We start from the raw sequence: 24950 nt of genomic DNA, 5'->3' as shown, positions 1-24950 counted from the left end.
TCGCGATCAGAAGAGGTTTTTACTATGGCTATTCCACGTTTTTATGGTGTTATTCCGCCCGTTCCCACCCTTTTTACCGCCGATGAGCAACTCGATGAAGACAGCATGGCGAAACTGCTGGACAGTCTGATTGCCTCTGACGTCAACGGCCTGTTTTTCCTGGGAAGCGCCGGTGAGTTTGCCCATATGTCGGAAGCGTTGCGCCTGCAGACGGCGGAGTTCTGCGTTAATTACGTCAACAAGCGTAAACCGGTTTTAATCGGCATTGCCCATTCCGGTACCCGCGAGGCCATCCGTTACGGCCTGCACGCACAGAAGATTGGCGCCGATGGGGTGGTGGCGGTAAATCCGTTTTACAATCCGCTGAGCGAGGAAAATCTTTATCTGCATTATAAGCATTTGTCCGACGCGCTAAGCCTGCCGATTATCATCTATAACTTCCCGGGGCTGACCGGCCAATCGATTCCGGTGGCGGTGATCCGTCGGCTGGCGGAGACCTGCGCGAATATCGTCGGCCTTAAGGATACGGTGGATACCCTTAACCATATTCGGGAAACCATCCACGCGGTTAAACCCGTGCGTCCGGATTTTGCCGTATTTTCCGGCTATGACGAATATCTGTTCGGCACCCTGATACTCGGCGGCGACGGCTGTATTCCGGCCAGCGCGAATTTTGCCCCGCAGTTGACCTGCGGCATCTACCGGGCCTGGCAGGAACAGGATTATGCCCAGGCGGTCAAGCTGCAGCAGCGCCTGTCGTATATTCCGGAATTGTACAATTATGATTTGCCGTTCTATAACGTGGTGAAATACGCCATTAAGCTGACCGGGGTGGATATTTCGGTGAATTCGCTTTGGCCGGCGTCGCCGCTTACGGAAGAGCTGAAGGAGAAGGTAAGGAGCGCGCTGGTCAGGAGCGGGGTAATTTAAGGGGCATTGCGGTTGGTGGGACTACGGCTGGGCAGGGGGTTGAGCTTGCCTAGGGGTGTTTACTGGCATGGGGGAAGGTTTTGCCTGGGCGGGCGCGTTTGTTGGCATGGGGGTAAGTTTTGCCTGGGCGGGCGCGTTTATTGGCATGGGGGTAGGTTTTGCCTGGGCGGGCGAGTTTGTTGGCATGGGGGTAGGTTTTGCCTGGGCGGGCGCGTTTGTTGGCATGAGGGAGAGTTTTGCTTGGGCGGGGCGTGTTTATTGGCATGGGAGAAGGTTTCGCTTGCCATGCGAGGCGGATTTTATGCCGCACCGTGCGGGCAATCGACCCGGGGCGGGCAGTCGCCCCCGCCCCGGGACCCCGGGCTTCCGGCAGATCGTGCGCCGCTGCGCGGTTCCCGGCATCACCCATCCCGGCTTTTGGACCGCACGGGACGCGCTCCCGGCGCGGCCCTTAGCTTTCGCCGCTCCCGGCGGCTCATCCAGCCGCGATGTGCGCCGCCGGCGCACTCTATGCCGGCACCAGGTCAACACCATCGCCTGTGAGTAAAATAGCATTTTTGGGTTTCTTGCGGCATGCACTTACCGGGAAAGGTATCAGTATTCATTTTGCGCTAAAGCTTACAGTTTGATGGCTAATGGCTTAATGGCTTAATGGCTTAATGGCTTAATGCTTACTGTTAAAACTTAAGCATAAAGTTGAATGATGAACGCCTTACTGCATGACTGCATGACTGCATGTCCAACTTTTCTCTGTGTCAGCTGCATTCCATAGCCATTGCCTCCCATAATGGTCAATCCCATCCCGGCGCAAGTCTCTATCCTAAGCAACAGCGCCGCAGCCACTTCATAAAACGCATGGCCAACAGCGACATGTGGACCGGCATAAAGCGCGCTGACGGCGCCTGTGCCCCCGGCATGAGCCGCCGGGAGCGGCGAAAGGCCCGGTGGCGCCGGGAGCGCTAACCGGGCCGGTGCATAACGGGGGAACTGGCGTCGGAAGGTATCGCGCAGCGACGCGCGATCTGCCGGGCGCGCGGAGGTCAAGGAGGCCGTCGCGGTACGGCCTCTTTGTCGCTTGCCGGCGCCCGGCACTACCTATGAACACCTCACGCATGGCAAGCGAAACCCCCTCGGGGCGACATAGGCCATGCTGCAAACGCCCCTCGGGGCGACATAGGCCATGCTGCAAACGCCCCTCGGGGCGACATAGGCCATGCTGCAAACGCCCCTCGGGGCAACATAGGCCATGGCGCAAACGCCCCTCGGGGCGACATAGGCCATGGCGCAAACGCCCCTCGGGGCGACATAGGCCATGCTGCAAACGCCCCTCGGGGCGACATAGGCCATGCTGCAAACGCCCCTCGGGGCGACATAGGCCATGGCGCAAACGCCCCTCGGGGCGACATAGGCCATGGCGCAAACGCCCCTCGGGGCGACATAGGCCATGGCGCAAACGCCCCTCAGGGCGACATAGGCCATGGCGCAAACGCCCTCCCCAGGGCAATATAAACCATGCCGCAAACAAAACCCCGTCGTCGCCGTGCTGTATGCCGGCTTTAAAACCGCGCTATAGCTCTGGACCATTCAATTGCGGCCTGCCTGCGCGGTCTGGCGGACGGATAATCACATGCTTTCTTCACTTTCCCGGCCAAAACCGGGACTCAATCACAAAGAATGTGTTGTTACGGCGGCGCGGCGGGTGTGGTGAAACCCGCGGTGGAATAACCACAGGCTAAGCAGCGTGGCAAGTATCAAGACCATAAACAGCGAGACCGGCGGTGCATAGGTCAAGATGGCGCCGGTGAGAAGCGGATTGGCGGCGCCCCCGAGATTACCCAGGTTTTGCATGCCGTAATAACTGCCTTTTAAATGCGCCGGCGCGATAAAGTCGATAAACATATATTCCACCGGGATAATAATAATCTCCCCCAGCGAAAACAGGGCAACCGCGATCATCCATAGCGGCAGGGCATTGCCCGCCAGCATAAAGCCCAGTAGGCCAATAATAAAAAACAGGCTGCCCAGTAATAGCCACGGCATCAGGGTCTCGCGGCGGATATTACGGCTGACGGCATATTGCAGGGTGATGACGATAGCGGCGTTGACCGGCAGAATAATCCCCACCACCCGATAAGCAAACACAGCGTCGAACTCCACCATCAGGTATTGCGAAATACAGCTGGCGAACTGACTGCATACCAGGCTGCCGAGTGCGCCTCCCAGGGTAAAAAAGATCAGCCGCTTATCGTGGCGCAGCACGTCCAGGGTTGTGCGGAAGTTGATTTTTTCCGTTACCGCCGCCACGTTATCATCCGCCTGGGCCGGCGGGCGGCCATAGCGCGGCAGCAGCAGCGCCAGGGTCAGCGTGGCCGCGGCGGCCAGAACGCCGGATAAATAAAACGGCAGCACGGCGCTGCTTTTCGCCAATAACACGCTCAGCGGCGGGCCGATGGCCCAGCCGACGTTGATCAGGGTGTAATTAGCGGAAAACGCCTTGATGCGCCGCTCAACGGTCAGCCATTCGGCAATACTGGCCTTCAGGGTAATGGAGTACAGGCTGTACGCCGAATTAATCAGCGCCACCAGTATAATCATCGGCAACAAAGCGCCCCCGCCGAGCGGCAGCAGAAAAAACGCCAGGGCAAATACCATGATGGCGCAAATAATCAGGCGATTTTTATTAAACCGGTCCACCAGATAGCCGCCATACAGGCTAAAGATAATGCCCAGCGTCAGCCCCATACCCAGCACCAGGCCGATTTTTCCCGGCGGCATGCCGCCCTGCCTGGACAGGTAGATGGCGATAAACGGCAGCGTCAGCCCGCGGCCGATGGTTAATATTAACGATGTGATTAACAACAGCCGGATAATGGGCGGGAATCCTTTCATGACCAATTTTCTCATGATAAATAATAAGGCGTACACCCAACCTTAATCTAAATTGCGCACCATGTGGAGTTAAATTGATAACGAAATGAAGGTATTAGGCTGCTGCCAAAAGGGGGGTTTTTACACGGAAAATCTGCCGGGTCGCCGCAGAGTACCGCGACCCGGTTTTACACCTTGCTTAAGGAATTATTTAACCGCCATGCCCGGCAGGGCGCCGGCGTCGGGGCTAAGCAGGAATATATCGCTGCCGCCCGGTCCCGCCGCCATCACCATGCCCTGGGAGACGCCAAACCGCATCTTGCGCGGCGCCAGGTTGGCCACCATCACCGTCAGGCGGCCCTCCAGCGCCTGCGGATCGGGATAGGCCGCGCGGATGCCGGAAAACACCTGGCGGGTTTCGCCGCCGATATCCAACGTCAGCTTCAGCAGCTTATCCGATCCATCCACCAGCTCGGCGCGCTTGATAAGCGCAATGCGCATATCCACCTTGGCGAAATCGTCAAAGGCGATGGTCTCAAGCAGCGGCTCATCCGCCAGCGGACCGGCGACGGCGGCCTTGGCGCCGGCGGCATCCGCTTCTTCCCTGGATTCGTTAACCATATTCGCCACGTGCGCGGGATCGATACGGCTGAACAGCGCCTTGAAGGTCGTAACCCTATGGCCCGTGAGCGGCGTGTGGATGCCGTCCCAGTCAAGCCGCACGTTCAGGAACGCCTCGGCGCGTTCCGCCAGCGACGGCAGCACCGGCTTGAGATAGGTCATCAGCACGCGGAACAGGTTAATGCCCATTGAGCAGATGTCCTGCAGATCCCCCTCGCGTCCCTCCGCTTTCGCCACCACCCAGGGCGCCTGCTCGTCCACATAGCGGTTGGCCAGGTCGGCCAGCGCCATGATTTCGCGGATGGCGCGCGAGGATTCACGGGCGTTGAACGCTTCGGCGATGCCGACGGCGGCATCGGTAAAGGTCTGGTACAGCGCCGGGTCGGCCAGGGTATCGGCCAGACGGCCGTCAAAGCGCTTGGCGATAAAACCGGCGTTGCGCGAGGCCAGGTTAACCACCTTATTGACGATATCGGCGTTAACCCGCTGAACGAAGTCTTCCAGGTTCAGGTCGATGTCATCAATATGCGACGACAGCTTGGCGGCGTAATAATAACGCAGGCAATCCGCGTCAAGATGCTTAAGATAGGTGCTGGCCTTGATAAAAGTACCGCGCGATTTCGACATCTTGGCGCCGTTCACCGTCACATAGCCGTGGACAAACAAATTGGTCGGCTTGCGGAAATCGCTGCCTTCAAGCATCGCCGGCCAGAACAGGCTATGGAAATAGACGATATCCTTGCCGATAAAATGATACAGCTCGGCATCGGAACCCACGCGCCAGTATTCGTTGAAATCAATGTCGCCGCGTTTGTCGCACAGGTTCTTGAACGACCCCATATAACCGATGGGCGCGTCCAGCCAGACGTAGAAATACTTGCCCGGCGCATCCGGCACTTCAAAGCCGAAGTAGGGCGCGTCGCGGGAGATATCCCACTGCTGCAGGCCGGATTCAAACCATTCCTGCATTTTGTTGGCCACCTGCTCCTGCAGCGCGCCGGAGCGGGTCCAGGCTTTCAGCATATCGCTGAAGGCCGGCAGGTCGAAGAAGAAGTGTTCCGACTCCTTCATCACCGGCGTGGCGCCGGACACCGCCGATTTAGGATCGATTAAATCGGTCGGGCTGTAGGTGGCGCCGCACACTTCGCAGTTGTCGCCGTACTGATCGGGGGATTTGCACTTCGGGCAGGTGCCCTTGACAAACCGGTCCGGCAGGAACATTTCTTTTTCCGGGTCGAACAGCTGGGAAATGGTGCGGGTCTTGATATAGCCGTTATCTTTCAGCCGATGGTAAATCAGCGTCGACAGCTCGCGGTTTTCATCACTGTGCGTCGAGTGGTAGTTATCATAGCTGACGCCGAAACCGGCAAAATCCTTCTGATGCTCCTGGTTCACTTCATCGATCATTTTTTCCGGCGCGATGCCGAGCTGCTGGGCCTTAAGCATGATCGGCGTGCCGTGCGCGTCATCGGCGCAGATGAAATAAACCTGATTGCCGCGCATTCGCTGAAAACGGACCCAAATATCTGCCTGGATATGCTCCAGCATATGGCCGAGATGAATTGAACCGTTAGCGTATGGTAACGCACAGGTTACCAATATTTTTTTCGCGACTTGAGTCATGTTGGGAATGTGCTTTTATCAGATGAAATAAAGAGTTTCGATGGTAACCGATAGCGACACCTCACGTAAACAAGCGCCGCCAGTTCTGTTATGCTATGGGCATCGGTTACCACCCCCAGAATGAGAAATTAAGGAGCCGTGATGAATCCTCCATCACCCGAACAGTCTACTCCCGAGGTGCTGCGCGCCCAGGTCGCCAAGGTGCTCGCCCGCTTCAAGCACCCCACGCTCAAACGCGGCCTGGCCGAACTCAAGGCGCTGAACCACTGCGCGCTGCTGGACGGCACGCTGCATATCGAACTAATCATGCCCTTCGCCTGGCACAGCGCCTTTGAGGAGCTGAAGGAATCCGCCAGCGCGGACCTGCTGCGCGTCACCGGGGCGCGGGCCATCGACTGGACGCTGGCCCACAATATCGCCACGCTCAAGCGGGTCAAGGATCAACCCGGGGTAAAAAACGTGCGCAACCTGATTGCCGTCAGCTCCGGCAAGGGCGGCGTCGGCAAATCCAGCACCGCGGTTAACCTGGCGCTGGCGCTGGCCGCCGAGGGCGCCCGCGTCGGCCTGCTGGACGCGGATATCTACGGCCCGTCGATTCCCGCCATGCTCGGCACCACCGAGGAACGCCCCACGTCGCCGGACGGCCAGCATATGGCCCCCATCATGGCGCACGGCCTGGCCACCAACTCCATCGGGTATATGGTAACGGAAGATAACGCCATGGTCTGGCGCGGGCCGATGGCCAGCAAGGCGCTGCTGCAGCTGCTTAACGACACCCTGTGGCCGGAGCTGGATTACCTGGTGCTGGATATGCCTCCGGGCACCGGCGATATCCAGCTGACGCTGGCGCAGAATATCCCGGTCACCGGCGCGCTGGTGGTGACCACGCCGCAGGATATCGCGCTGGCCGACGCGCGCAAAGGTATCGTGATGTTTGAAAAGGTCGGCGTGCCGGTGCTCGGTATCGTGGAAAATATGAGCGTGCATATCTGCAGCCACTGCGGTCACCTGGAGGCCATCTTCGGCACCGGCGGCGCCGAAAAACTCGCCGAGCAGTACCACTGCGCGCTGCTGGGGCAACTGCCGCTGCATATCAGCCTGCGCGAAGATCTGGACCGTGGCCAGCCGACGGTGGTCAGCCGGCCGGACAGCGAGTTCACCGAGCTCTACCGCCAACTGGCGGGACAGGTGGCGGCGCAGCTGTACTGGCAGGGCGAGGTTATCCCCACCGAGATATCGTTTAAGGCATTATAAGGGCAGAATAATCCTGCTTATGTGTTATGGCCGGCACGGGGTGATAAAAATGGATGACGTGCCGGACCAACGGTTCCTGCCCTTGACGTCGCCGGTGAGGCTATCTTCCTTACTTGCTCGGGTAACGGTAATGTAGTAATGTTACTACATACGCTGTGTTATGAGGGGGTGATAAGATGAGCGTAACCTACATATCAAGTCGGGAACTCAATCAAAACATTACCAAAGCAAAACGGGATGCTGTCAAAGGTCCGGTGTTTATAAAATCCCGCAACAAAATAACCCATGTTCTGCTGAGCGAAGAAGCCTACCGCAGTATCACGGGGGGGCGTAAAAGTATTCTTGACGCGCTGTCTCCCCCCGATGGTGAATCGTTCGATCTAGAAACGGAACGCGCACACATTCAAGCAAGGCCTGTTGAGTTTTAATATGTTTCTGTTAGATACCAATGTGATATCCGAGCTTTTTAAGGGGGATAAAGCTGATCCCAACGTCAGGGAATGGGCGGCAAGTAACGAACACTATGAAATGTATACTTCCGCATTAGTTATTATGGAAATTGAAAAAGGTATCTTACTAAAAGAAAGGAAAGATTTAACGCAAGCGGTCAAATTGCGGTCTTGGTTTGAGCATACAGTAATAAAAGGTTTTCATGACAGGATCCTGGCAGTTGATGCCGCTGTAGCGCTATGCTGTGCCAAAATGCATGTCCCTGACCCTAAATGTATGACAGACTCATTAATCGCAGCAACCGCCATAACGAACCGTCTTACGCTTGTTACCCGCAACACGAAAGATTTCGGATTAACCGGCGTAACGTTATTAAATCCCTGGCTGTGACGGCCAGTTGCCCCGCCGCCAGGGGCGGGGATTGATCGGGATTGTCGTTACATTCCCTTAAATTCATTGCCAGTAGCTGCCACGTTGCGCAACGCCCCAGGATTAACGCAGTTTTGAGTCACATCGCCCGCCAGCGCGGCAATCAGGTTGTCCACCGCGCAGGCCACCATGGCGTGGCGTGTTTCATGCGTTGCCGAACCGATATGCGGCAGCGCCACCACGTTGGGCAGCGCCAGGAGAGGCGAGGTGGCCGGCAGCGGCTCCTGCTCGAACACATCCAGCCCGGCGCCGCGTATCACGCCGTCTTGCAGGGCGCGTATCAGCTCCGGCTCATTGATGATTTTACCGCGCGAACCGTTAATCAGGATGGCGCCCGGCTTCATCTTGCTGATTTCGGCGTAACCGATCAATTTCTCGGTTTCCGGCAATAGCGGCAGCACCACGCAGACAAAATCCGCCTCGGCCAGCACCTGATCCAGGGTAGCGCGGCGGGCATGGAGCAGGCTCTCCGCCTGTTCGTTCACCTTATCATTGTAATACATTACCGGCATGCCGAATCCCAGATGCGCGCGTTTGGCCACCGCATACCCGATACGGCCCATGCCGAGGATGCCGATGGTCTTGCCGTTGACGTCGGTGCCGTAATATTCCTCGCCGATGCTGCGCCGCCATTCCCCGCGCTTCACCAGCTCCGCCAGCTCCACGGCGCGCCGGGCGCTGGTCAGGATCAGGGTGAAAATGGTGTCGGCGGTGGTTTCGGTCAATACGCCCGGGGTATGCATCAGGGTAATGCCCCGGCGCGTCAGTTCCGGCACGCTGAACTGATCATAGCCCACCGAAATGGTGGAAATGGCGCGCAATCCGGGCGCGGCATCAAGCAATTCGTTGCCGATGGGATGGCTGGCGCCGATCAGGCCCTGAGCATGGCGCAGGGCGGCTATGACCTCTTGCCGGTTGGCGTCGGTGATGCTGTCGAATCGGGTCAGGTTAAAAGCAGCCTGCAGCCGCGCCAGTTGATCGGCGGGAATAGTTTTATACAGGACGACGTTGGGTTTCATAACGATTCCTTTTGCAATTGGTTATCAGCCGCGCCCGGATTGCCGGACGGAGCCGTATGTCTCTGCCCCGGGCAGCTCCCGGGGCACAGCGGCGCCTGCCCGGCGGCAGGGGCGCGACGGTGGGGCCGGTTTGACCCGCAGGTGCATTACCTCCGGCAGCCGCACGGCGTGTCGCGCGGTCTGGTGACGTCCTTTACGCCGTCAGTGCGCCGGCGGTACTATCCGCCATGGCCCGCGCCAGCTGCCGGCGATCCGGCAATCCTTCGCTGTCGCCGATAACCTGGATGGCCAGCGCGCCGATATGGTTGCCGCGCACAATCGCCTTATCAAGCGTCAGCCCCTCCAGCAGGGCGCTAACCACGCCCACCGCAAAACCGTCGCCGGCACCCACGGTATCCACCACGTTAACCACCCGCACCGCTGGCACCACGCCCTCAGCACCGGCGTCGGTTTTATAATACGCGCCGTCCGCGCCGGTCTTGATCACCACCGCCCGCACACCGTGCGCCAGGTAAAAATCCGCAATCGCCTCAGGACTTTCGTGGCCGGTCAGGATCAGGCCTTCCTTAATTCCCGGCAGCACATAATCCGCGCTGAACGCCAGCGCATTCAGGCGGGATACCATCTCTTCCCGCGAGCGCCATAACACCGGGCGCAGGTTAGGGTCAAAGGAGATAGTCTTGCCGCGCTGCCTCATCCACTGCGCCGCATGGGCGGCCAGCTGATAAGATTCCGGCGACAGCGCCGCCGCCACGCCGCTGAGATGCAGATGCCGGGCGCCGCCGAAGTATTGCTCATCAAAATCCGCCGTGGAGAGCCGGCTGGCGGCCGAGCCCTTACGGAAGTACTCAACGGTGGGATCGGTTCCATCCTCCGCTTTGGATTTCAGCTGAAAGCCGGTAGGGTAGGCCGTATCCAGGGTGACCGCACGGCGGTCCACCTGCTCCGCATCAAGGGTATCCAGAATAAAACGTCCGAAAGAATCGTTGCCCAGACGGCTCACCCAGCCGGATTTCAGCCCCAGGCGCGCCAGGCCGATAGCGACATTCAGTTCGGCGCCGGCCGCGCGGCGGACATATTGGCTCACCGTGTGCAATTCACCGCCGGCGGTGGCGACAAACATGGCCATCGCTTCGCCGAAGGTCACCACGTCCAGGGTCTGGTCGTAGTCAGTAGGGATAGGGTTGCTGGACATAAAAGATACTCCTCAAGACATCAATACAGGGTGGCATCCGGGCGGGCGCCGACAGGGCAAACCTGGCAGCCGGCGCGGCAAATACGCTGAGAAGAGTATGGAACCGGTTCCATCGGCGATCTATCACCTCATGATAAAAATTTGAAGCGGATCACGATTTAATTACCAGCGGGGAATTCCCGGGATGCGAACAGGCATAAACAGGGAAGAAGAATGAAACGGCGCGCCGATACCCCAGAAGGGAACGTGAAATACCCTGCCGCCGCTGCAGCGCCGGCGGGCGAGGTGGCATGAAAGCCGCATTTCATGCTGAGAACACGTGGAATAAACGGCATTGCAACAGGCCGCCCAGGGCGATGCGGCCATGGGCTTCATAGCGGATAAAGGGCTTACTGCGGGGTGATCTGCACGGTATCCGGCAACGCCAGCCGCCCCTTGCCGTGCAAATCCGCGCGCGTATACACCCGCTCGATGGGCGCCACCGTCAAGGCTATCTGCTCCAGCAATCCCTGGGTCGGCGCTTTTTTCCCCTGGACGACCAGCAGCAGCGGCAGCAGCAGCACCGCGCTCAGTTGCCCGTAGGAGAGGGGGCGGATAGCGGTCCGGCGGGAATACTGCATCAGCAGGAACGAGGTACTGATGGTAAAACCCAAGGCCAGCCCGGCGATCACCTCGGAAACCGAATGGGCATGAATAACCACGCGGGAAAATCCCACGGCCAGCGCCAGCAGATAACCGAAACACACCGCCGCCAGCCGCCAGCCGCGGGAGGCGCGGCTGGTCAAAATCCAGATCATCACCGGCCAGATACTGGCGGAGAGCGCCGAATGGCCGCTGAAACCGGTAAAATCATACATTCTGCTGCCGACGCCCCAGCCCATAAAAGCCAGTTTCGATATCACGACCACGGCGCCCGCGGTAGCGAACAGCAGCAGCCACTGCAGGCTGGTGCGCCGGGTATCGGCTTTCCACAGCAGCAACATAACGATAATAACCGCGCAGGGGAGCAACAGCATGCTATCGCCAAAAAACGTCAACCAATGCCAATTCATCCAATACCGCTCGAAAGTAGATTAAAAATGCCGCTGTATATACCTTACGCAAACTTCCGGCCCCTCTCCAGCATGAATTATCTTAAAAGTGTGACATAAATCGCGGTAATCATCGGTCTAAACCGCGTAAAGCCACGTCAGATAAACGCTATTGCTGGCATCCGTTTCTCCCGCACTCTATAATTGCCGCGTCAAATGCGCCCCGGCGCAGCCCTTCATCTTTATAACACCAGGCCATTTATTGTATGACTGACAAGCCTCACCAGTGCGTCATTATCGGCATCGCCGGCGCCTCCGCCTCCGGGAAAAGCCTGATAGCCAGCACGTTGTACCAGGAACTTTGTGAGCAGGTCGGCGACGAACATATCGGCATTATCCCAGAAGACAGCTATTATCAGGATCAAAGCCACCTGACCATGAGCGAGCGGGTCAAGACCAATTATGATCATCCCAGCGCCATGGATCACAGCCTGCTGTTCCAGCATCTGCAGATGCTCAAGGCGGGCCAGGCTATCGAAATGCCGGTCTACAGCTATGTCGAGCACACCCGCCGGCCTGAGACCATCCATCTGCGTCCCAAGAAGGTGATTATCCTGGAAGGCATACTGCTGCTGACCGACCTGCGGCTGCGCACGGAGATGAATTTTTCGATTTTCGTCGATACGCCGCTGGATATATGCCTGTTGCGGCGCATGAAGCGCGACGTCAACGAACGGGGCCGCGCCATGGATTCGGTGATGGAGCAATATCAGAAAACGGTACGCCCGATGTTCCTGCAGTTTATCGAGCCTTCCAAGCAATACGCCGATATTATTGTACCCCGCGGGGGAAAGAACCGTATTGCCATCGATATCCTGAAGGCAAAAATCAGTCAGTTTTTTGAATAATCCCCCTAACGCAGGCGGGTAGGGTTCACGGCGCCGCCGGCGCTACGACCCCCAGAACGCTTATGGAGAAATAACGATGAGACTGTGCGACAGCGATATTGAAGCTTGGCTGGACGACGGCAGGCTGGATATCAGCCCGCGTCCGCCGGTGGAACGGATTAACGGCGCCACGGTCGATGTGCGCCTGGGCAATCAATTCCGGGTGTTCCAGGGCCATACCGCGGCCTTTATCGACCTCAGCGGCCCTAAGGAAGAAGTCTCGGCCGCGCTCGATCGCGTCATGAGCGATGAAATCGTGTTGCCGGAAGGCGGCGCCTTCTTTTTGCATCCCGCCGAACTGGCGCTGGCGGTCACCCTTGAATCAGTCACCCTGCCGGATAACCTGGTCGGCTGGCTGGACGGCCGCTCGTCCCTGGCGCGCCTCGGGCTGATGGTGCATGTGACCGCGCACCGCATCGATCCCGGCTGGCAGGGTAGGATCGTGCTGGAGTTCTATAATTCAGGTAAGCTGCCGCTGGCGCTGCGTCCGGGTATGCTTATCGGCGCGCTGAGTTTCGAGCCGCTGAGCGGCCATGCCGCGCGGCCGTATAATCGCCGCGAGGATGCGAAGTACCGCAACCAACAGGGCGCGGTGGCCAGCCGGATTGATGAGGATTAATTCCGTCAGACGAACTGTATGGCGCAGACTTTTTTGAGGATGGCATGAGACGATTTCTGACGACGCTGGTTATTTTGCTGGCGGTTTTGGTGGCAGGCACTACTGCGCTGGTGTTGCTGATCAATCCCAATGACTTTCGTAATTATATGGTCACCAAGGTTGAGCAGCGCAGCGGCTACCGGCTGCGCCTGGACGGCGATCTGCGCTGGCACGTCTGGCCGCAGCTCAGCATCCTGGCCGGACGCATGACGCTCACCGCGCCCGGCGCCGCCGTGCCGGTGGTCAGCGCCGAAAATATGCGCCTTGATGTCCAGCTCTGGCCGCTGCTGTCCCATCAGCTCTCGGTAAAACAGGTACTGCTGAAGGGGGCCGTCATTACCATCACGCCCGACAGCGAAGCCCGCCGGCCGGAAAATGCGCCCATTGCGCCCGCCGGCACGCCCGACCTGACGCCGCACTCAGGATGGTCCTACGATATCGCCAGTTTAAAGGTGACCGACAGCCTGCTTATCTGGCAACGGGAGCCAAACGAACAAATCAACCTGCGCGATTTCAACCTGGATGTGGAGCAAACGGCGGCGCGGCTGGCCAATATCACCTTCTCCAGCCGCATTAACCGCGATCAGCGCGACGTGGCGGTCTCCCTCAGCGGCAAAGCTGACCTGAGCCACTACCCGCGCCAGCTGGCCGCCAGCCTTGACCGTTTTAACTATGAACTCCACGGCCAAGGGTTACCGGCCGAGGGCATCAAAGGGCAGGGTAAATTCAGCGCCGACTATTCCGCCACCAACCAGACCGTCGAATTAAGCAACATGTCCTTCAGCGCCAACGACAGCGAGCTGGCGGGCCAGGCCAGCGCCAAACTGGGCGACGCGCCGGTTTATCAGCTCGACCTCACCGCCAAGCGCCTGAACCTGGACACGCTGCTGGGCATCAACGCCGGTGGCGGCAATGACACGCAAAGCCATCGCCACAGCGCCAAGCCGGTCATCGCCGCCATCGGTAAAGAGGAACAGCCGCTGGCGGTATTGAATGATTTCAACGGCCAGCTTAACCTCACGGCGGATCAGGTTATCTACCACGGGCTCAATATCACCGGCTTTAAAACCCAGGCGGATAACCGCCGCGGCCATCTGTCGATCAATACCCTGGGCGGAAAACTGGGCGACGGCGAATTCAGCCTGCCGGGCACGGTGGATACCACCGGCGCCAGGCCCCGTTTTGAATTAAACCCAAGCTTAAAACAGGTGGCGCTGGGACCGCTGCTGCAGGCATTTGCCCTGCCGCAGACCCTGACCGGACGGCTATCCGTGGACGGGCAATTGACCGGACAGACCTTCAGTTTCCGGGATTTTGCCGAAAACTGGAGCGGCAAAGGCCGGATGCAGCTCGATGATGCCCGCCTGGAAGGATTGAATATCCAACAGCTGATTCAACGGGCCGTCGAGCGCACCAATAATAATGTCACGGCGCAAGAGCGCAACGAGACCTACTCAGCGGTAAAACAGCTTACCGCCGACGCCACGCTCGAGCGGGGCAATCTGCGGCTGAACAATCTGGCGGGAGACTCGGACCTGATGTCGCTGGCTGGCACCGGCGTGCTCGACCTGCCCGGCAGGCAGTGCGACGTGAACCTCAATATCCGGGTGCTCAAGGGCTGGCAAGGCGAGCCGCAGCTGACCGAGGCGCTGGTCAATACCGCCATCCCGCTGCGCGTCTACGGCCCCTGGGACAGCCTCAGCTATCAGCTGCACGTCGACCAGTTGCTGCGAGACCGCTTGCAGGACGAGCTAAAGAAACGCCTGGACGCCTGGGCGCAGAAAAACCAGGATCACCCGCAGAACAAAAACGTGCAAAAACTGCTGGATAAGTTGTAACGGGGCAGGGGACAAACGGAACGCGGGAGCTAAGGCTTGTCATGGCTAAGCCCCCGCGCCGCCGCGTATTCTCAGACTTCGTATTCAGGTAAGGTTTCGGGGGTGATGCGTACCTTTAATATCCGGTGGCTCTCTACTTCCAGAATCTCAAACAGATAATTATCAATACTCAAGGTATCGCCTTCCTTGGGGATCGCCTGTGTATGCTCCATCAGTAATCCCGCCAGGGTATGGTATTCCCGCCGCTCTTCCAGCGGAATACCGATATAGCCGACCAAATCCTCCAGCGGCAGGTACCCATTCACCGTCAGGGTGCCGTCATCATGCTGCACGATATCATGACGCGGGTCGATCTCTTCGTTTTCCAGCGGCAGGTTACCGGCAATGGTCTCCATCACATCGCTCAGGGTGATAATACCTTCCACCGACCCGAACTCATCGACGATAAACGCAAAATGGGTATGCGCCTCGCGAAACTGCTCCAGCGCCAGCAGCAGCGACAGCTGTTCGGGAAACACCAGCGGCTGGCGGATCAGCGCGCGCAGATTCAGCGGCTCATTGCGCAGCTGCTGGGTTAGCAGGTCGATAACGTGCACCACGCCCAACGGCTCATTGGACGCGCTGTCCTCGGTAATCACCAGCCGCGTATGCTGGTTATTTTCCAGCAGCGGGATTATCACCTCGGGCGGATCGCGCAAATCGATATGCTCGATATCATGACGCGAGGTCATCACGCTGCTCACGGTGCGCTGGGCCATGCCCAACACCCGCTCAATCATGCGCCGCTCCTGCTCGTTAAACACCTCCTGGCCCTCGCCGTCGCTGTCGGCAATCAGGGAGGAGGTCTGCGCGTCCAGCTGCGCTTCTTCGTGTTTGCCATTCAGCATGCGCAGTACCGCCTCGGCGGTACGCTGGCGCAACGGCACGCTGGAGGATAAAAACCGCCGCCGGTTAAACTGCGCCAGCTGGTTCAACGCCTCTATGGCCACCGAGAAGCCGATGGCGGCGTACAGATAGCCTTTGGGAATATGATAACCAAAGCCATCCGCCACCAGGCTAAAACCAATCATCAGCAGAAAACTTAAACACAGGATCACAATGGTGGGATGGGCGTTGATAAAACGGGTCAGCGTCTTGCTGGCCAGCATCATCACGCCAATGGCCACCGCCACCGCCGCCATCATCACCGCCAACTGATCCACCATGCCCACCGCGGTAATCACCGAATCTATGGAGAACACCGCATCCAGGATCACGATTTGCGTGACGACCGGCCAAAAGCGCGCGCCCTTGCGCTGTGTCTGCGTCTCTTCATCCTTGCCTTCCAGACGCTCGTTAAGCTCCATGGTGGCTTTGAAGATCAAAAACACACCACCGGCCAGCATAATAAGGTCGCGGGCGCTAAAGGGGTGTCCGGAGACGCTAAACAGCGGTGCGGTCAACGACACCAGCCATGACATCGACGCCAGCAGCGCCAAACGCATCAGCAGCGCAAACGCCAGGCCCACTATCCTTGCCCGATCCCGCAGGCTCGGCGGCAGCTTCTCCGCCAGGATGGCGATAAACACCAGATTGTCGATGCCCAACACCAGCTCCAGCACGATAAGCGTCGCCAGGCCTGCCCAAATCGTCGGATCGGCGATCCATTCCATAATCGTTACTTTACCTATATCAAAGACTGTCTCAGGGGAATGATGGGAGGTAACGCAGCAAAACTCAACCGATCATTACATCCGGCGGCGATAACAGAGAGGTGATGGAGCTTCAAAGGGATAAAAATGATATATGGACAAAACATTAGCATCATTAATTAATATGCAACACCTATCACTGACTTGCAGGTTGAACTAACTCAAACTGGTTATTATCTAGTTGCTTTATTAATGTTAATAAGCTGCTAAATGGATGCGCTTCGCTTAAAGAGTATGCTGGATAAGAAATTGTTATTTCTCAAGCAGATCGCAAGCATAAACCGCGGAAGTGGTGAAATTATAGGCAATTGCCGTCTTGGCGCAACAAACCTGAGGGTAGTCTTATTCCTAAAACGTGGCGCAGGGGTCATCGAAACCTTGTAAAGAGATAATTAATAATTAGTATAACAATGATGAGGCATATGTTGTGCCAATTATATTGTTTTTGGTCAAAAGATAGGCATGGAAAGTGCGGTTTTGTGACTGACCGCGCACAAAGACACGTGTACCCCTGCAGATTTTGACCTAAAAACGACCGGAATCCGATAAAAAAGACCACCAGTGCATTGGTAGCTACAAGCCAAGGGCGGTAGCGTGTTTTTACGTAACCAAGGCACAAGTATATCCCCCAGCCTCAAACGGACCGGTAATCAAACTGTGATCTGATCAGTCAACCGATAAACGTGCGCGCCATGTCAATGTCATCAATAGGCAATGTGCCTATGGCTTCGGTTTAGCGGTAGTACTTAAAGACACAATATTGGCTAAAAAATGACCTGTCCTTTGACTGGAATTGAATGTTCATGGGTATCGGCCGATGGGATAAAAGCTTTAGCGATAAATAAATTTGTTACTCAGAAGAAATTCTGCTGTTTTTTGCTGACAAATCCAGCATTCCTCAAAAGAAGCGGCTATTCTCTATGCTGAACAGGGACAAGTGTAGGATCTGGCGGTTCGTAATTGATTACCGGATCAAATTTGAGTTAGAGAATAAGGTTTATAGTTGAATTTATCTGCTATTTTTGGTCAATTAGTTGTACCGCTATTTAAGTGCTGTGCGTTTCAAAGTGAGGCCGTGATAGCGAACAGGCAGGGCATAGTAAGTGAAAAGAGGAACAGCGCTAAGTTTTGGGGCTTTTTGGCATTAACATCCTTGCGTAAGGCGATAACCAAAGACATGGATACGCTTTTTACCCGAGCAACAGCGATAGTGATGATAACTCAATGATGAAAACAAAACTTAAGTTGATGCCGCTTTTGGTGTCGGTTGTGCTGATCAGCGGATGTACAGTTGTACCTGGTTCAAATATGACAACGCGTGGCAAAACAGTAATAAAATCAGATGATTCAGATTTTGATATCGGCAAGTACGTGAATGTTTTTCCCATGACCCCCTCTTTGATTGATCAGTTACGATCAAAGCCGGTCATTGCGCAAAACAACACTTCACTTGATCAAGAACTACAAAACTATGAGTATCGGATTGGCGTCGGTGATGTCCTGAGCGTAACGGTATGGGATCATCCTGAGCTAACCACCCCCTCCGGGACATATCGTAGCGCGAGTGATGCAGGGAATTGGGTGCATTCAGACGGCACAATCTTTTACCCTTATATTGGGAAAGTAAAAGTCGCTGGTAGGACAGTAACAGAGGTCAGAACCGAGATATCAGGAAGGCTTGCTCAGTACATTGAGAGCCCCCAGGTTGATGTGAATATTGCTACATTCAGGTCGCAAAAGGCCTACGTTACGGGTGAAGTAAGCAAATCAGGTGAGCAGGCTATTACTAACGTGCCATTGACTATACTTGATGCCGTTAATAAAGCTGGCGGTTTAACTACTGATGCTGATTGGCGAAATGTTGTATTGACTCATAACGGCAAGGAGCAAACGATATCTCTGCAAGCGTTAATGCAGAATGGGGATTTGAAACAAAACCATCTGCTCTATCCTGGAGATATCCTGTTTATCCCTCGTAATGACGATCTTAAAGTGTTCGTTATGGGAGAAGTGGGCAAACAATCCACGCTGAAAATGGATAGAAGCGGGATGACCCTTACTGAAGCTTTAGGCAATGCTAACGGCTTAAGTCAAACGACTTCAGATGCGACGGGAATATTCGTTATTCGCCCTATTCGATCTGGGGGACAAAGTACAAAACTGGCAAATGTTTATCAACTTGACTTATCAGATGCGACATCATTGATACTCGGCACTGAATTTAAACTGCAGCCTTATGATATGGTATATGTTACAACAGCGCCAATTACTCGCTGGAATAGAGTTATTGGGCAACTAGTGCCAACAATCAGCGGCGTTCGTAGTGTTTCCGATGGCACTCGCAATGCAGGTGTATGGTCTGAATGATATATGTTCGATAAAATACTGGTCGTTTGCACAGGTAATATATGCCGTTCGCCAATGGGTGAAAGATTGCTTAAAAAATACTTGCCTGATAAAACAATAAGTTCAGCGGGTGTTCAAGCATTGACCGGACAGGGAGCAGATGGAGTCGCAATTGAAGTGGCTTTCACTCAACAGCTTTCATTGGAGGGGCACTCTGCACGTCAACTTACCCAGAAGCTTTGTCAAGATTATGATTTAATTCTAGTTATGGAAAAAAGGCACGTAGACGAGGTTTGTAAAATAGCTCCTGAAGCGAGAGGCAAAGTGATGCTATTCGGTCATTGGGTTTCGAAAGAAATCCCTGATCCATACAAAAAAAGTCGAGAAGCTTTCCAGTATGTCTATCAACTGCTTGAGGATGCTGCACAGAAATGGGCTCAGGCACTAAATCGCTAATCAAGGACCGCAATGATTGATAAAAATAAACCCGCGTTATCAATTGGTAACAGCGATGAAATAGATATAGGACGTATTGTAGGTACTCTGGTCGATGGTAAGTGGCTAATCGTTGCTATCACGCTTCTATTTGCTGCGCTTTCCCTCATCTACATCTTAATTACTCCTCCTACGTATAGATCAGACGCCGTAATTCAAGTAGAAAAGGATCCCCAAGCTTCATTACTTGATTCTATCAGTGCAGCCTTACCTAACGCACCACCCACCTCAGCAACTGAAATCCAATTAATGTTATCCCGCATGGTCATTGGTAAGACAATTAATGATTTAAACCTTGACACTACGGTAACAAAAAATTACTTACCTGTCATTGGGTATGCTTACGCAAAAATCGCAGGAGATACCAGCACGGGACCGGCAATAAGTATATTCCAAGTGCCTGATACTTTGCTAAATAAACCGTTTACACTTAAAGTTGCTAACGATAAAGAATATATTCTTACTGATGGTAAGGGGAGTACCGTTATTCATGGTATTGCGGGTCAAGCAATAAGCGGCCAAGGAATAACTATTCTGGTCGATTCGCTAAATGATAGTCCTAATACTGAATACACAATTACTAAACGGCCTTTTCTAAGCATTTACAATGGCATTGTAGGCGTTCTGAATATAGCGGATAAAGGGTTAAATACAGGAGTATTAGGTTTAAGTTATGATAATACTGATCCTGCTCGCGCGACTGTTATTTTAGAAAGTATTTCGGAAAACTATGTTCTTCAGAATATCACCCGTAAGACCGAGGTGGCAGCAAAGAGCTTAGCCTTTATAAACCAACAATTACCTCAAATCAGCGATAAACTGAATACTGCTGAAAATAAATTAAATGATTTTCGGCGTAGTAATGATTCTGTTGACCTATCAATCGAAGCAAAATCTGTTTTAGATACTATAGTCCAGCTTGATGGGCAAATTAACGAACTTACTTTCAAAGAAACTGATATCTCTAAGCTTTATACGCCAGATCATCCAGCTTATCGCGCTTTACTTGAAAAGAAAGCTGTTCTTCTTAAAGAGAAAGAAAGACTTAATAAAAGAGTTGAGTCATTGCCTCAAACTCAGCAAGATATTTTGCGGTTGAATCGTGATGTGCAAGTCAATCAGCAAGTTTATATGCAGTTATTGAATCGGCAGCAAGAGCTCAATATAGCGAAAGCCAGTGCAGTTGGCAGCGTTAGAATAATCGACCCTGCGGTAACCCGTTTAAGTCCGGTTGCGCCACAAAAAATGATTATTTTGCTCGTCTTTATAATCTTAGGTGCTTTTCTATCTTCAGCATATCTCTTGGTGAGAAGAGCATTGCACAAAGGAATAGAAGGTCCAGAGGCTCTTGAAGCTAATGGAATAAATGTTTATTCAAGTATTCCTCTTTCAGAATGGCAAAAAAATGCGGATAAGAAGGTTTTAAGTCGCGGGAATAAAGATATAAAAAGTAGCGAACTTCTCGCAACCGGTAATCCTACAGATCTTGCCATCGAGGCCATAAGAAGTTTGCGAACAAGCCTACATTTCGCGATGATGGAGGCAAAAAACAAAACTCTGATGATATCAGGCATCAGCCCTGGAATTGGTAAGTCCTTTATTAGCAGTAATTTGGCAGCTGTTTTAGCGCAAGCGGGACAAAAAGTATTGCTGATTGATGCCGATATGAGAAAAGGCTATCTGCATTCGATCATGAATGTTGGCAGTAATAATAAAGGGCTTTCAAATTTGCTATCAGGTCAGTTTGCGCATACTGAGGTCCTTTACGATGTACCAAAAGTGCCAGGCCTAAGTGTTATACCACGAGGACAAATACCACCTAACCCTTCAGAGCTATTGATGAATAAACGCATGCAGGAGCTTTTGGAGTGGGCGGATAGTCGATATGATATCGTCATCGTCGATACCCCTCCAGTTTTAGCTGTGACAGATGCTGGAATTATTGGGAGTCATTGCGGAACAACATTGCTCGTTGCGCGCTTTGAAGAGAACACTGTTAAACAAGTAGAAGTTAGTATACGCAGGCTAGAGCAGAATGGCATTGAAACGAAAGGGGTCATCCTTAACGCAATAGTTAGGCGCGCATATGCATCATATGGAAATGATAATTACGGATATTATCAGTATTCATATGAAAGTAAAAAAGATTGATAAGCATGATATTGGCGGCCTATTGGCCGCTACAAACTCAGGTGCTAATCAGGTTACCGATCTGGAAATCGGACCGGTTTCATCAGATGATGAAAAGGAATTAGCGTGACAAATATAATTAAAATCATAGTTTTGCTTTCGGTAATTTTTTCGATAACAAATTATGTACCTGTCAGTGTTGCCGTAATTTTACTACTCCCCTTGGCGTTAATTACACTTTTTTATAAAAGCAACTACCCACAAATTTCAAAAATAGAATTATATTTAATTCTATTGTTTGTTTACGTTCTTTTATCTACTGCACTTTATGATCCAACCTCTTTTACAGACTTTGACTTTTATAGACGTGATGGAAATTTTATAATCAGCTATCTAGTCCTATTCGTTTTTATTTTTATGCCAATGAATATCAATTTTGATTTATCAAAAATCAAAAGGTTGATATTCCCCTTTTTTACCTTAATATCAGCTATAGCGTACGTAATTATGCCAACCGAAATTGGCGGAGTACATCACCTGCTATTTATTTCCCATAATGCTGCGGGCGGTTTTTACTCAGTGGTTGGTGGGCTGGCAGTTGGCTTTTTTCTTACAGAACGTAAATGGCCATATGCATTTTATACGCTAGTTTTTTTATTTTTGCTTAATGCAACTGATTCTCGAGGAAGTATTCTAGCCCTGATTTGTGCGGTGGGGTATTATTTTATAAAATTCAAAAGGCCAGCAGTTGTTTTTATAGCATTTTTATTCGTGCAAATTGCAATAGTAATGTATACCTATGATAGTTGGCTTTATACCGGGCAAGTTTATGCCAGCGACCAAGTCCCAGTGCAAGGATTAATGATTGATTTCCAAAGGGCTAATACTTTTATCACGCGGATATTTTATTTATGGCCAAGGGCATGGGACAATTTTTTACACTCTCCCATAGTTGGTACAGGATTTGGCAGCTATGACGATCGATATTATCAATATGTGACTGTAATACCACATTTTTTATCGATAAAGGAAGGCCAAGTTATTGCACACTCTGACGCCCATGCACACAACTCTCTGTTTAATATTTTAGGAGAATTAGGTATTGTAGGTCTGGGCTTGTTTATTCTTTTATTTAATGAAATAAGAAAAAAAATCGTAGAGATAACAATAGCTGATAATAAATTAGGTAATGCCTTAGCAATTGCTTTTTGGACATGTATTTTTTCGTCAGCGACAGAACATAGAATAACTACACCATCGCAAATGCTTCCTTTCTTTTTATTTTTCGGGATGGCATATGTTAAATACTGTAAAGAGAAAAGTATTAACTGAAGGTGCTCAATTAATATTTAGAGGTGGGTTAATATGCAAGAAGCTGTCAGTGTCTATATACCAACGCATAACAGACCAGATTTCCTTGACCGCGCTTTAAATTCTTTGTGTGAACAAAATTATAAAAATCTACAGGTTCTTGTTTGCGACGACGGTTCTCAAAAAAGCTATTATCAAGTAATCGAAAAATATAAAAATAAATTCAGTGACTTTATATGCGTTAAAAATGAAGAACCTAAAGGTGCATGTTTTTCTCGAAATCGTTTAATTGAGATGGCTGATGGAAAATATATAACTGGCCTAGATGATGACGATGAATTTTTGCCAAGCAGAATAGATATATTTGTTAACGCAACTGAGAAAAGTAAATATGCTTTCCTGTGTGCCGGACATGTTACTAAAACCAAGAAAGGAAAATTCAAACAACCAATGAAAGCGGGAGTTATTACATTAGATGACATGTTAAATAGGAATTATGTTGGGAATCAGATATTTACTGAAACTTCCTTGATAAGGGAATTAGGTGGTTTTGATGTATCCCTACCTTCATGGCAAGACTATGATGCTTGGTTAAGAATGTGTAAAGAGTATGGCAGCGGTTTTAAACTTGAGGCTTATACATATCAATTGAATATAGATCATGAAGAAGGCCGTATTAGCGACTCTCCAAAGGCCAAACAGGGTTATGAAATGTTCATAAAAAAACATGGCTACTTAATGAATGAAGCGAACCTTGCTAGCCTTTTTTTCCAAGATAAAGTAAATCGAAAACAAGATATCACCATTTCAGAACTATTATCGCATTTTAATGGCGATACATTCAAAATGTATTGTAAAAATAAAATTAATACTACATTTCCATTTATAAAGCAGATAATTTACCGGCCTTAATATGATCAAAAAAGATGAAACTATGAAAATAAAAATTCTTCATATTGCTGATTCAATTAATGGGGGTGGGGCTGAAGCAGTATTGAGGGATACCATTAAAGCAGCAAATAATTTAGGCTTTGAAAACAAGCTATTTATATCTAATGGCAAAACTTCTCCACTCAGCTATATATTTTCATTTAATAATTTTTTTAAGCTATATAAAAATCTCAGCGTCATTAAACCAGATATCATACACTTGCAAAACTATTATCATTATTTAAGTCCAAGCATTTTATTCGCGATTAAAAGATATAAGAAAAAAAACAATTGCAAAATAATATTCACTGCCCATGACTATCATTTAATTTGCCCAAATAGTGGCTTTCAGCACTTTAGGAACCATAAACGAATTAATATGAATGAAGAAGTGAAGGAGCAAAATATTTTTTTTCGATATGATCATCGTTCAATTTCACATTCATTGCTTAAGATATTGCAATTTTATATAAACTATAAAATATTTCATTTACAAGAAGTAATTGATGTCATAATTTCTCCCAGTAATTATTTGATTAAGTTATTTAGAAATTATGGAATTAAGCAAAATACATATTTGATAAGAAATCCAATTGATTTTTCATCCTATATTAGGAATGATAAAGATAATTATACTTACCCTACAGCATCAAATGTAACTACCAAATTTGTGTTTATGGGCAGAGTTACTGAAGAAAAAGGGATTTCAGCGTTCATTGATTTATTGAATGAAAATTCTGCTGGTAACTATGAGTTACACATATTTGGTGAAGGAGAAGAATTGCATTTGCTCAAGGAGAAAGGTTTAAGGCGAGGCGTTAAACTTTTTTTCCATGGCTTTAAAAAAAGAGAAGAATTGCCAACATTAATTACCCTTTACGATATATTTGTATTGCCTTCGCTATGGGTTGAAAATGCTCCTTTGTCAATTATCGAATCAGCAAAAGCCGGTCTGCCGATATTAGTTCCAGAATACGGTGGTATGAAAGAGATGGCTGCTCTTACCAAATATTATGCTTTTTTTTCTTATCAAAATAGTGACTTGATATATGAGTTTGATAACAAAATCGAAAATCTTAAGAATAATACTGGTAAAAATTATATTTTACATGAACAGGAGTTTATGTTCTGTACCTTCCAAAAGAAGCTGAAAGAAGTATATATGTCATAATAATTAGGGGAAG

General features: G+C 51.6%; 19 protein-coding genes. 13 read left to right on the top strand and 6 right to left on the bottom strand.

Annotated features, from left to right (window positions below; genetic code table 11):
* Positions 1-24 precede the first annotated feature (24 nt).
* Complete coding sequence (locus tag ACL2XQ_RS17130; RefSeq protein ID WP_410014336.1) at positions 25-930, top strand: dihydrodipicolinate synthase family protein; 906 nt, start codon at positions 25-27, stop codon at positions 928-930.
* A gap of 1665 nt (positions 931-2595) precedes the next feature.
* Here the strand turns inward: ACL2XQ_RS17130 and ACL2XQ_RS17125 are convergent.
* On the bottom strand, positions 2596-3819 hold the full coding sequence (locus ACL2XQ_RS17125; RefSeq protein ID WP_413739491.1) for an MFS transporter: 1224 nt from the start codon (positions 3817-3819) through the stop codon (positions 2596-2598).
* Positions 3820-4005: 186 nt separating this feature from the next.
* Positions 4006-6042: a methionine--tRNA ligase gene (gene metG, locus ACL2XQ_RS17120; RefSeq protein ID WP_413723263.1), complete on the bottom strand. Its 2037-nt coding sequence runs from the start codon at positions 6040-6042 to the stop codon at positions 4006-4008.
* A gap of 141 nt (positions 6043-6183) precedes the next feature.
* On the opposite strand from metG, the gene apbC reads away from it, so the two are divergent.
* From apbC to ACL2XQ_RS17105, 3 genes are all read left to right on the top strand, one after another.
* Positions 6184-7296 carry an iron-sulfur cluster carrier protein ApbC gene (gene apbC, locus ACL2XQ_RS17115; protein ID WP_410014339.1) on the top strand — a complete coding sequence of 371 codons (1113 nt, stop codon included), beginning with the start codon at positions 6184-6186 and terminating at the stop codon, positions 7294-7296.
* Positions 7297-7472: 176 nt separating this feature from the next.
* Entirely contained in the window at positions 7473-7724 is a 252-nt protein-coding gene (locus tag ACL2XQ_RS17110; protein ID WP_410014340.1) for a type II toxin-antitoxin system Phd/YefM family antitoxin, read from the top strand.
* Between the two features lies 1 nt (position 7725).
* Positions 7726-8136 (top strand): type II toxin-antitoxin system VapC family toxin, encoded by a 411-nt coding sequence (locus ACL2XQ_RS17105; protein WP_410014341.1) that lies wholly within the window; start codon positions 7726-7728, stop codon positions 8134-8136.
* 47 nt (positions 8137-8183) lie between these two features.
* Here ACL2XQ_RS17105 and ACL2XQ_RS17100 read toward each other — a convergent pair whose 3' ends face one another.
* The 3 genes from ACL2XQ_RS17100 to ACL2XQ_RS17090 form a co-directional block, all read right to left on the bottom strand.
* Positions 8184-9194, bottom strand: a complete 1011-nt coding sequence (locus ACL2XQ_RS17100; RefSeq protein WP_413739490.1) for an NAD(P)-dependent oxidoreductase — start codon at positions 9192-9194, stop codon at positions 8184-8186.
* Between the two features lie 193 nt (positions 9195-9387).
* Complete coding sequence (locus ACL2XQ_RS17095) at positions 9388-10389, bottom strand: sugar kinase (RefSeq protein ID WP_413739489.1); 1002 nt, start codon at positions 10387-10389, stop codon at positions 9388-9390.
* 389 nt (positions 10390-10778) lie between these two features.
* The gene (locus tag ACL2XQ_RS17090) at positions 10779-11441 is read right to left on the bottom strand and encodes a phosphatase PAP2 family protein (RefSeq protein WP_410014344.1); all 663 of its coding nucleotides are present in this window, start codon (positions 11439-11441) and stop codon (positions 10779-10781) included.
* Positions 11442-11686: 245 nt separating this feature from the next.
* On the opposite strand from ACL2XQ_RS17090, the gene udk reads away from it, so the two are divergent.
* The 3 genes from udk to asmA all read left to right on the top strand — a co-directional run bounded on the left by udk (position 11687) and on the right by asmA (position 14863).
* Positions 11687-12328: a uridine kinase gene (udk, locus tag ACL2XQ_RS17085; RefSeq protein ID WP_410014345.1), complete on the top strand. Its 642-nt coding sequence runs from the start codon at positions 11687-11689 to the stop codon at positions 12326-12328.
* Positions 12329-12404: 76 nt separating this feature from the next.
* Positions 12405-12986, top strand: coding sequence for a dCTP deaminase (dcd, locus tag ACL2XQ_RS17080; RefSeq protein WP_410014346.1), 582 nt, complete (start codon positions 12405-12407; stop codon positions 12984-12986).
* Between the two features lie 44 nt (positions 12987-13030).
* On the top strand, positions 13031-14863 hold the full coding sequence (asmA, locus tag ACL2XQ_RS17075; protein WP_413739488.1) for an outer membrane assembly protein AsmA: 1833 nt from the start codon (positions 13031-13033) through the stop codon (positions 14861-14863).
* A gap of 71 nt (positions 14864-14934) precedes the next feature.
* Here the strand turns inward: asmA and ACL2XQ_RS17070 are convergent, their stop codons facing one another.
* Positions 14935-16515, bottom strand: coding sequence for a TerC family protein (locus tag ACL2XQ_RS17070; protein WP_413739487.1), 1581 nt, complete (start codon positions 16513-16515; stop codon positions 14935-14937).
* A 1263-nt stretch (positions 16516-17778) separates the two neighbouring features.
* Here ACL2XQ_RS17070 and ACL2XQ_RS17065 point away from each other — a divergent pair.
* The 6 genes from ACL2XQ_RS17065 to ACL2XQ_RS17040 all read left to right on the top strand — a co-directional run bounded on the left by ACL2XQ_RS17065 (position 17779) and on the right by ACL2XQ_RS17040 (position 24937).
* Positions 17779-18921 carry a polysaccharide export protein gene (locus ACL2XQ_RS17065; RefSeq protein ID WP_413732400.1) on the top strand — a complete coding sequence of 381 codons (1143 nt, stop codon included), beginning with the start codon at positions 17779-17781 and terminating at the stop codon, positions 18919-18921.
* A 3-nt stretch (positions 18922-18924) separates the two neighbouring features.
* On the top strand, positions 18925-19356 hold the full coding sequence (locus ACL2XQ_RS17060; protein WP_413732402.1) for a protein tyrosine phosphatase: 432 nt from the start codon (positions 18925-18927) through the stop codon (positions 19354-19356).
* Positions 19357-19368: 12 nt separating this feature from the next.
* Positions 19369-21546, top strand: a complete 2178-nt coding sequence (locus ACL2XQ_RS17055) for a polysaccharide biosynthesis tyrosine autokinase (protein WP_413732403.1) — start codon at positions 19369-19371, stop codon at positions 21544-21546.
* 105 nt (positions 21547-21651) lie between these two features.
* A complete protein-coding gene (locus ACL2XQ_RS17050) occupies positions 21652-22857 on the top strand; it encodes an O-antigen ligase family protein (RefSeq protein WP_413732404.1) in 1206 nt (401 codons plus the stop codon).
* Positions 22858-22890: 33 nt separating this feature from the next.
* Entirely contained in the window at positions 22891-23748 is an 858-nt protein-coding gene (locus ACL2XQ_RS17045) for a glycosyltransferase (RefSeq protein WP_413739486.1), read from the top strand.
* Position 23749: 1 nt separating this feature from the next.
* Positions 23750-24937 (top strand): glycosyltransferase, encoded by a 1188-nt coding sequence (locus ACL2XQ_RS17040; RefSeq protein ID WP_413732406.1) that lies wholly within the window; start codon positions 23750-23752, stop codon positions 24935-24937.
* Positions 24938-24950 lie beyond the last annotated feature (13 nt).

The sequence above is a fragment of the Sodalis sp. RH14 genome (assembly GCF_047324285.1).
Classification (GTDB): domain Bacteria; phylum Pseudomonadota; class Gammaproteobacteria; order Enterobacterales; family Enterobacteriaceae; genus Acerihabitans.
The sequence above is the reverse complement of the archived record's forward strand: the minus strand, read 5'-3'. Positions and strand labels throughout refer to the sequence as shown.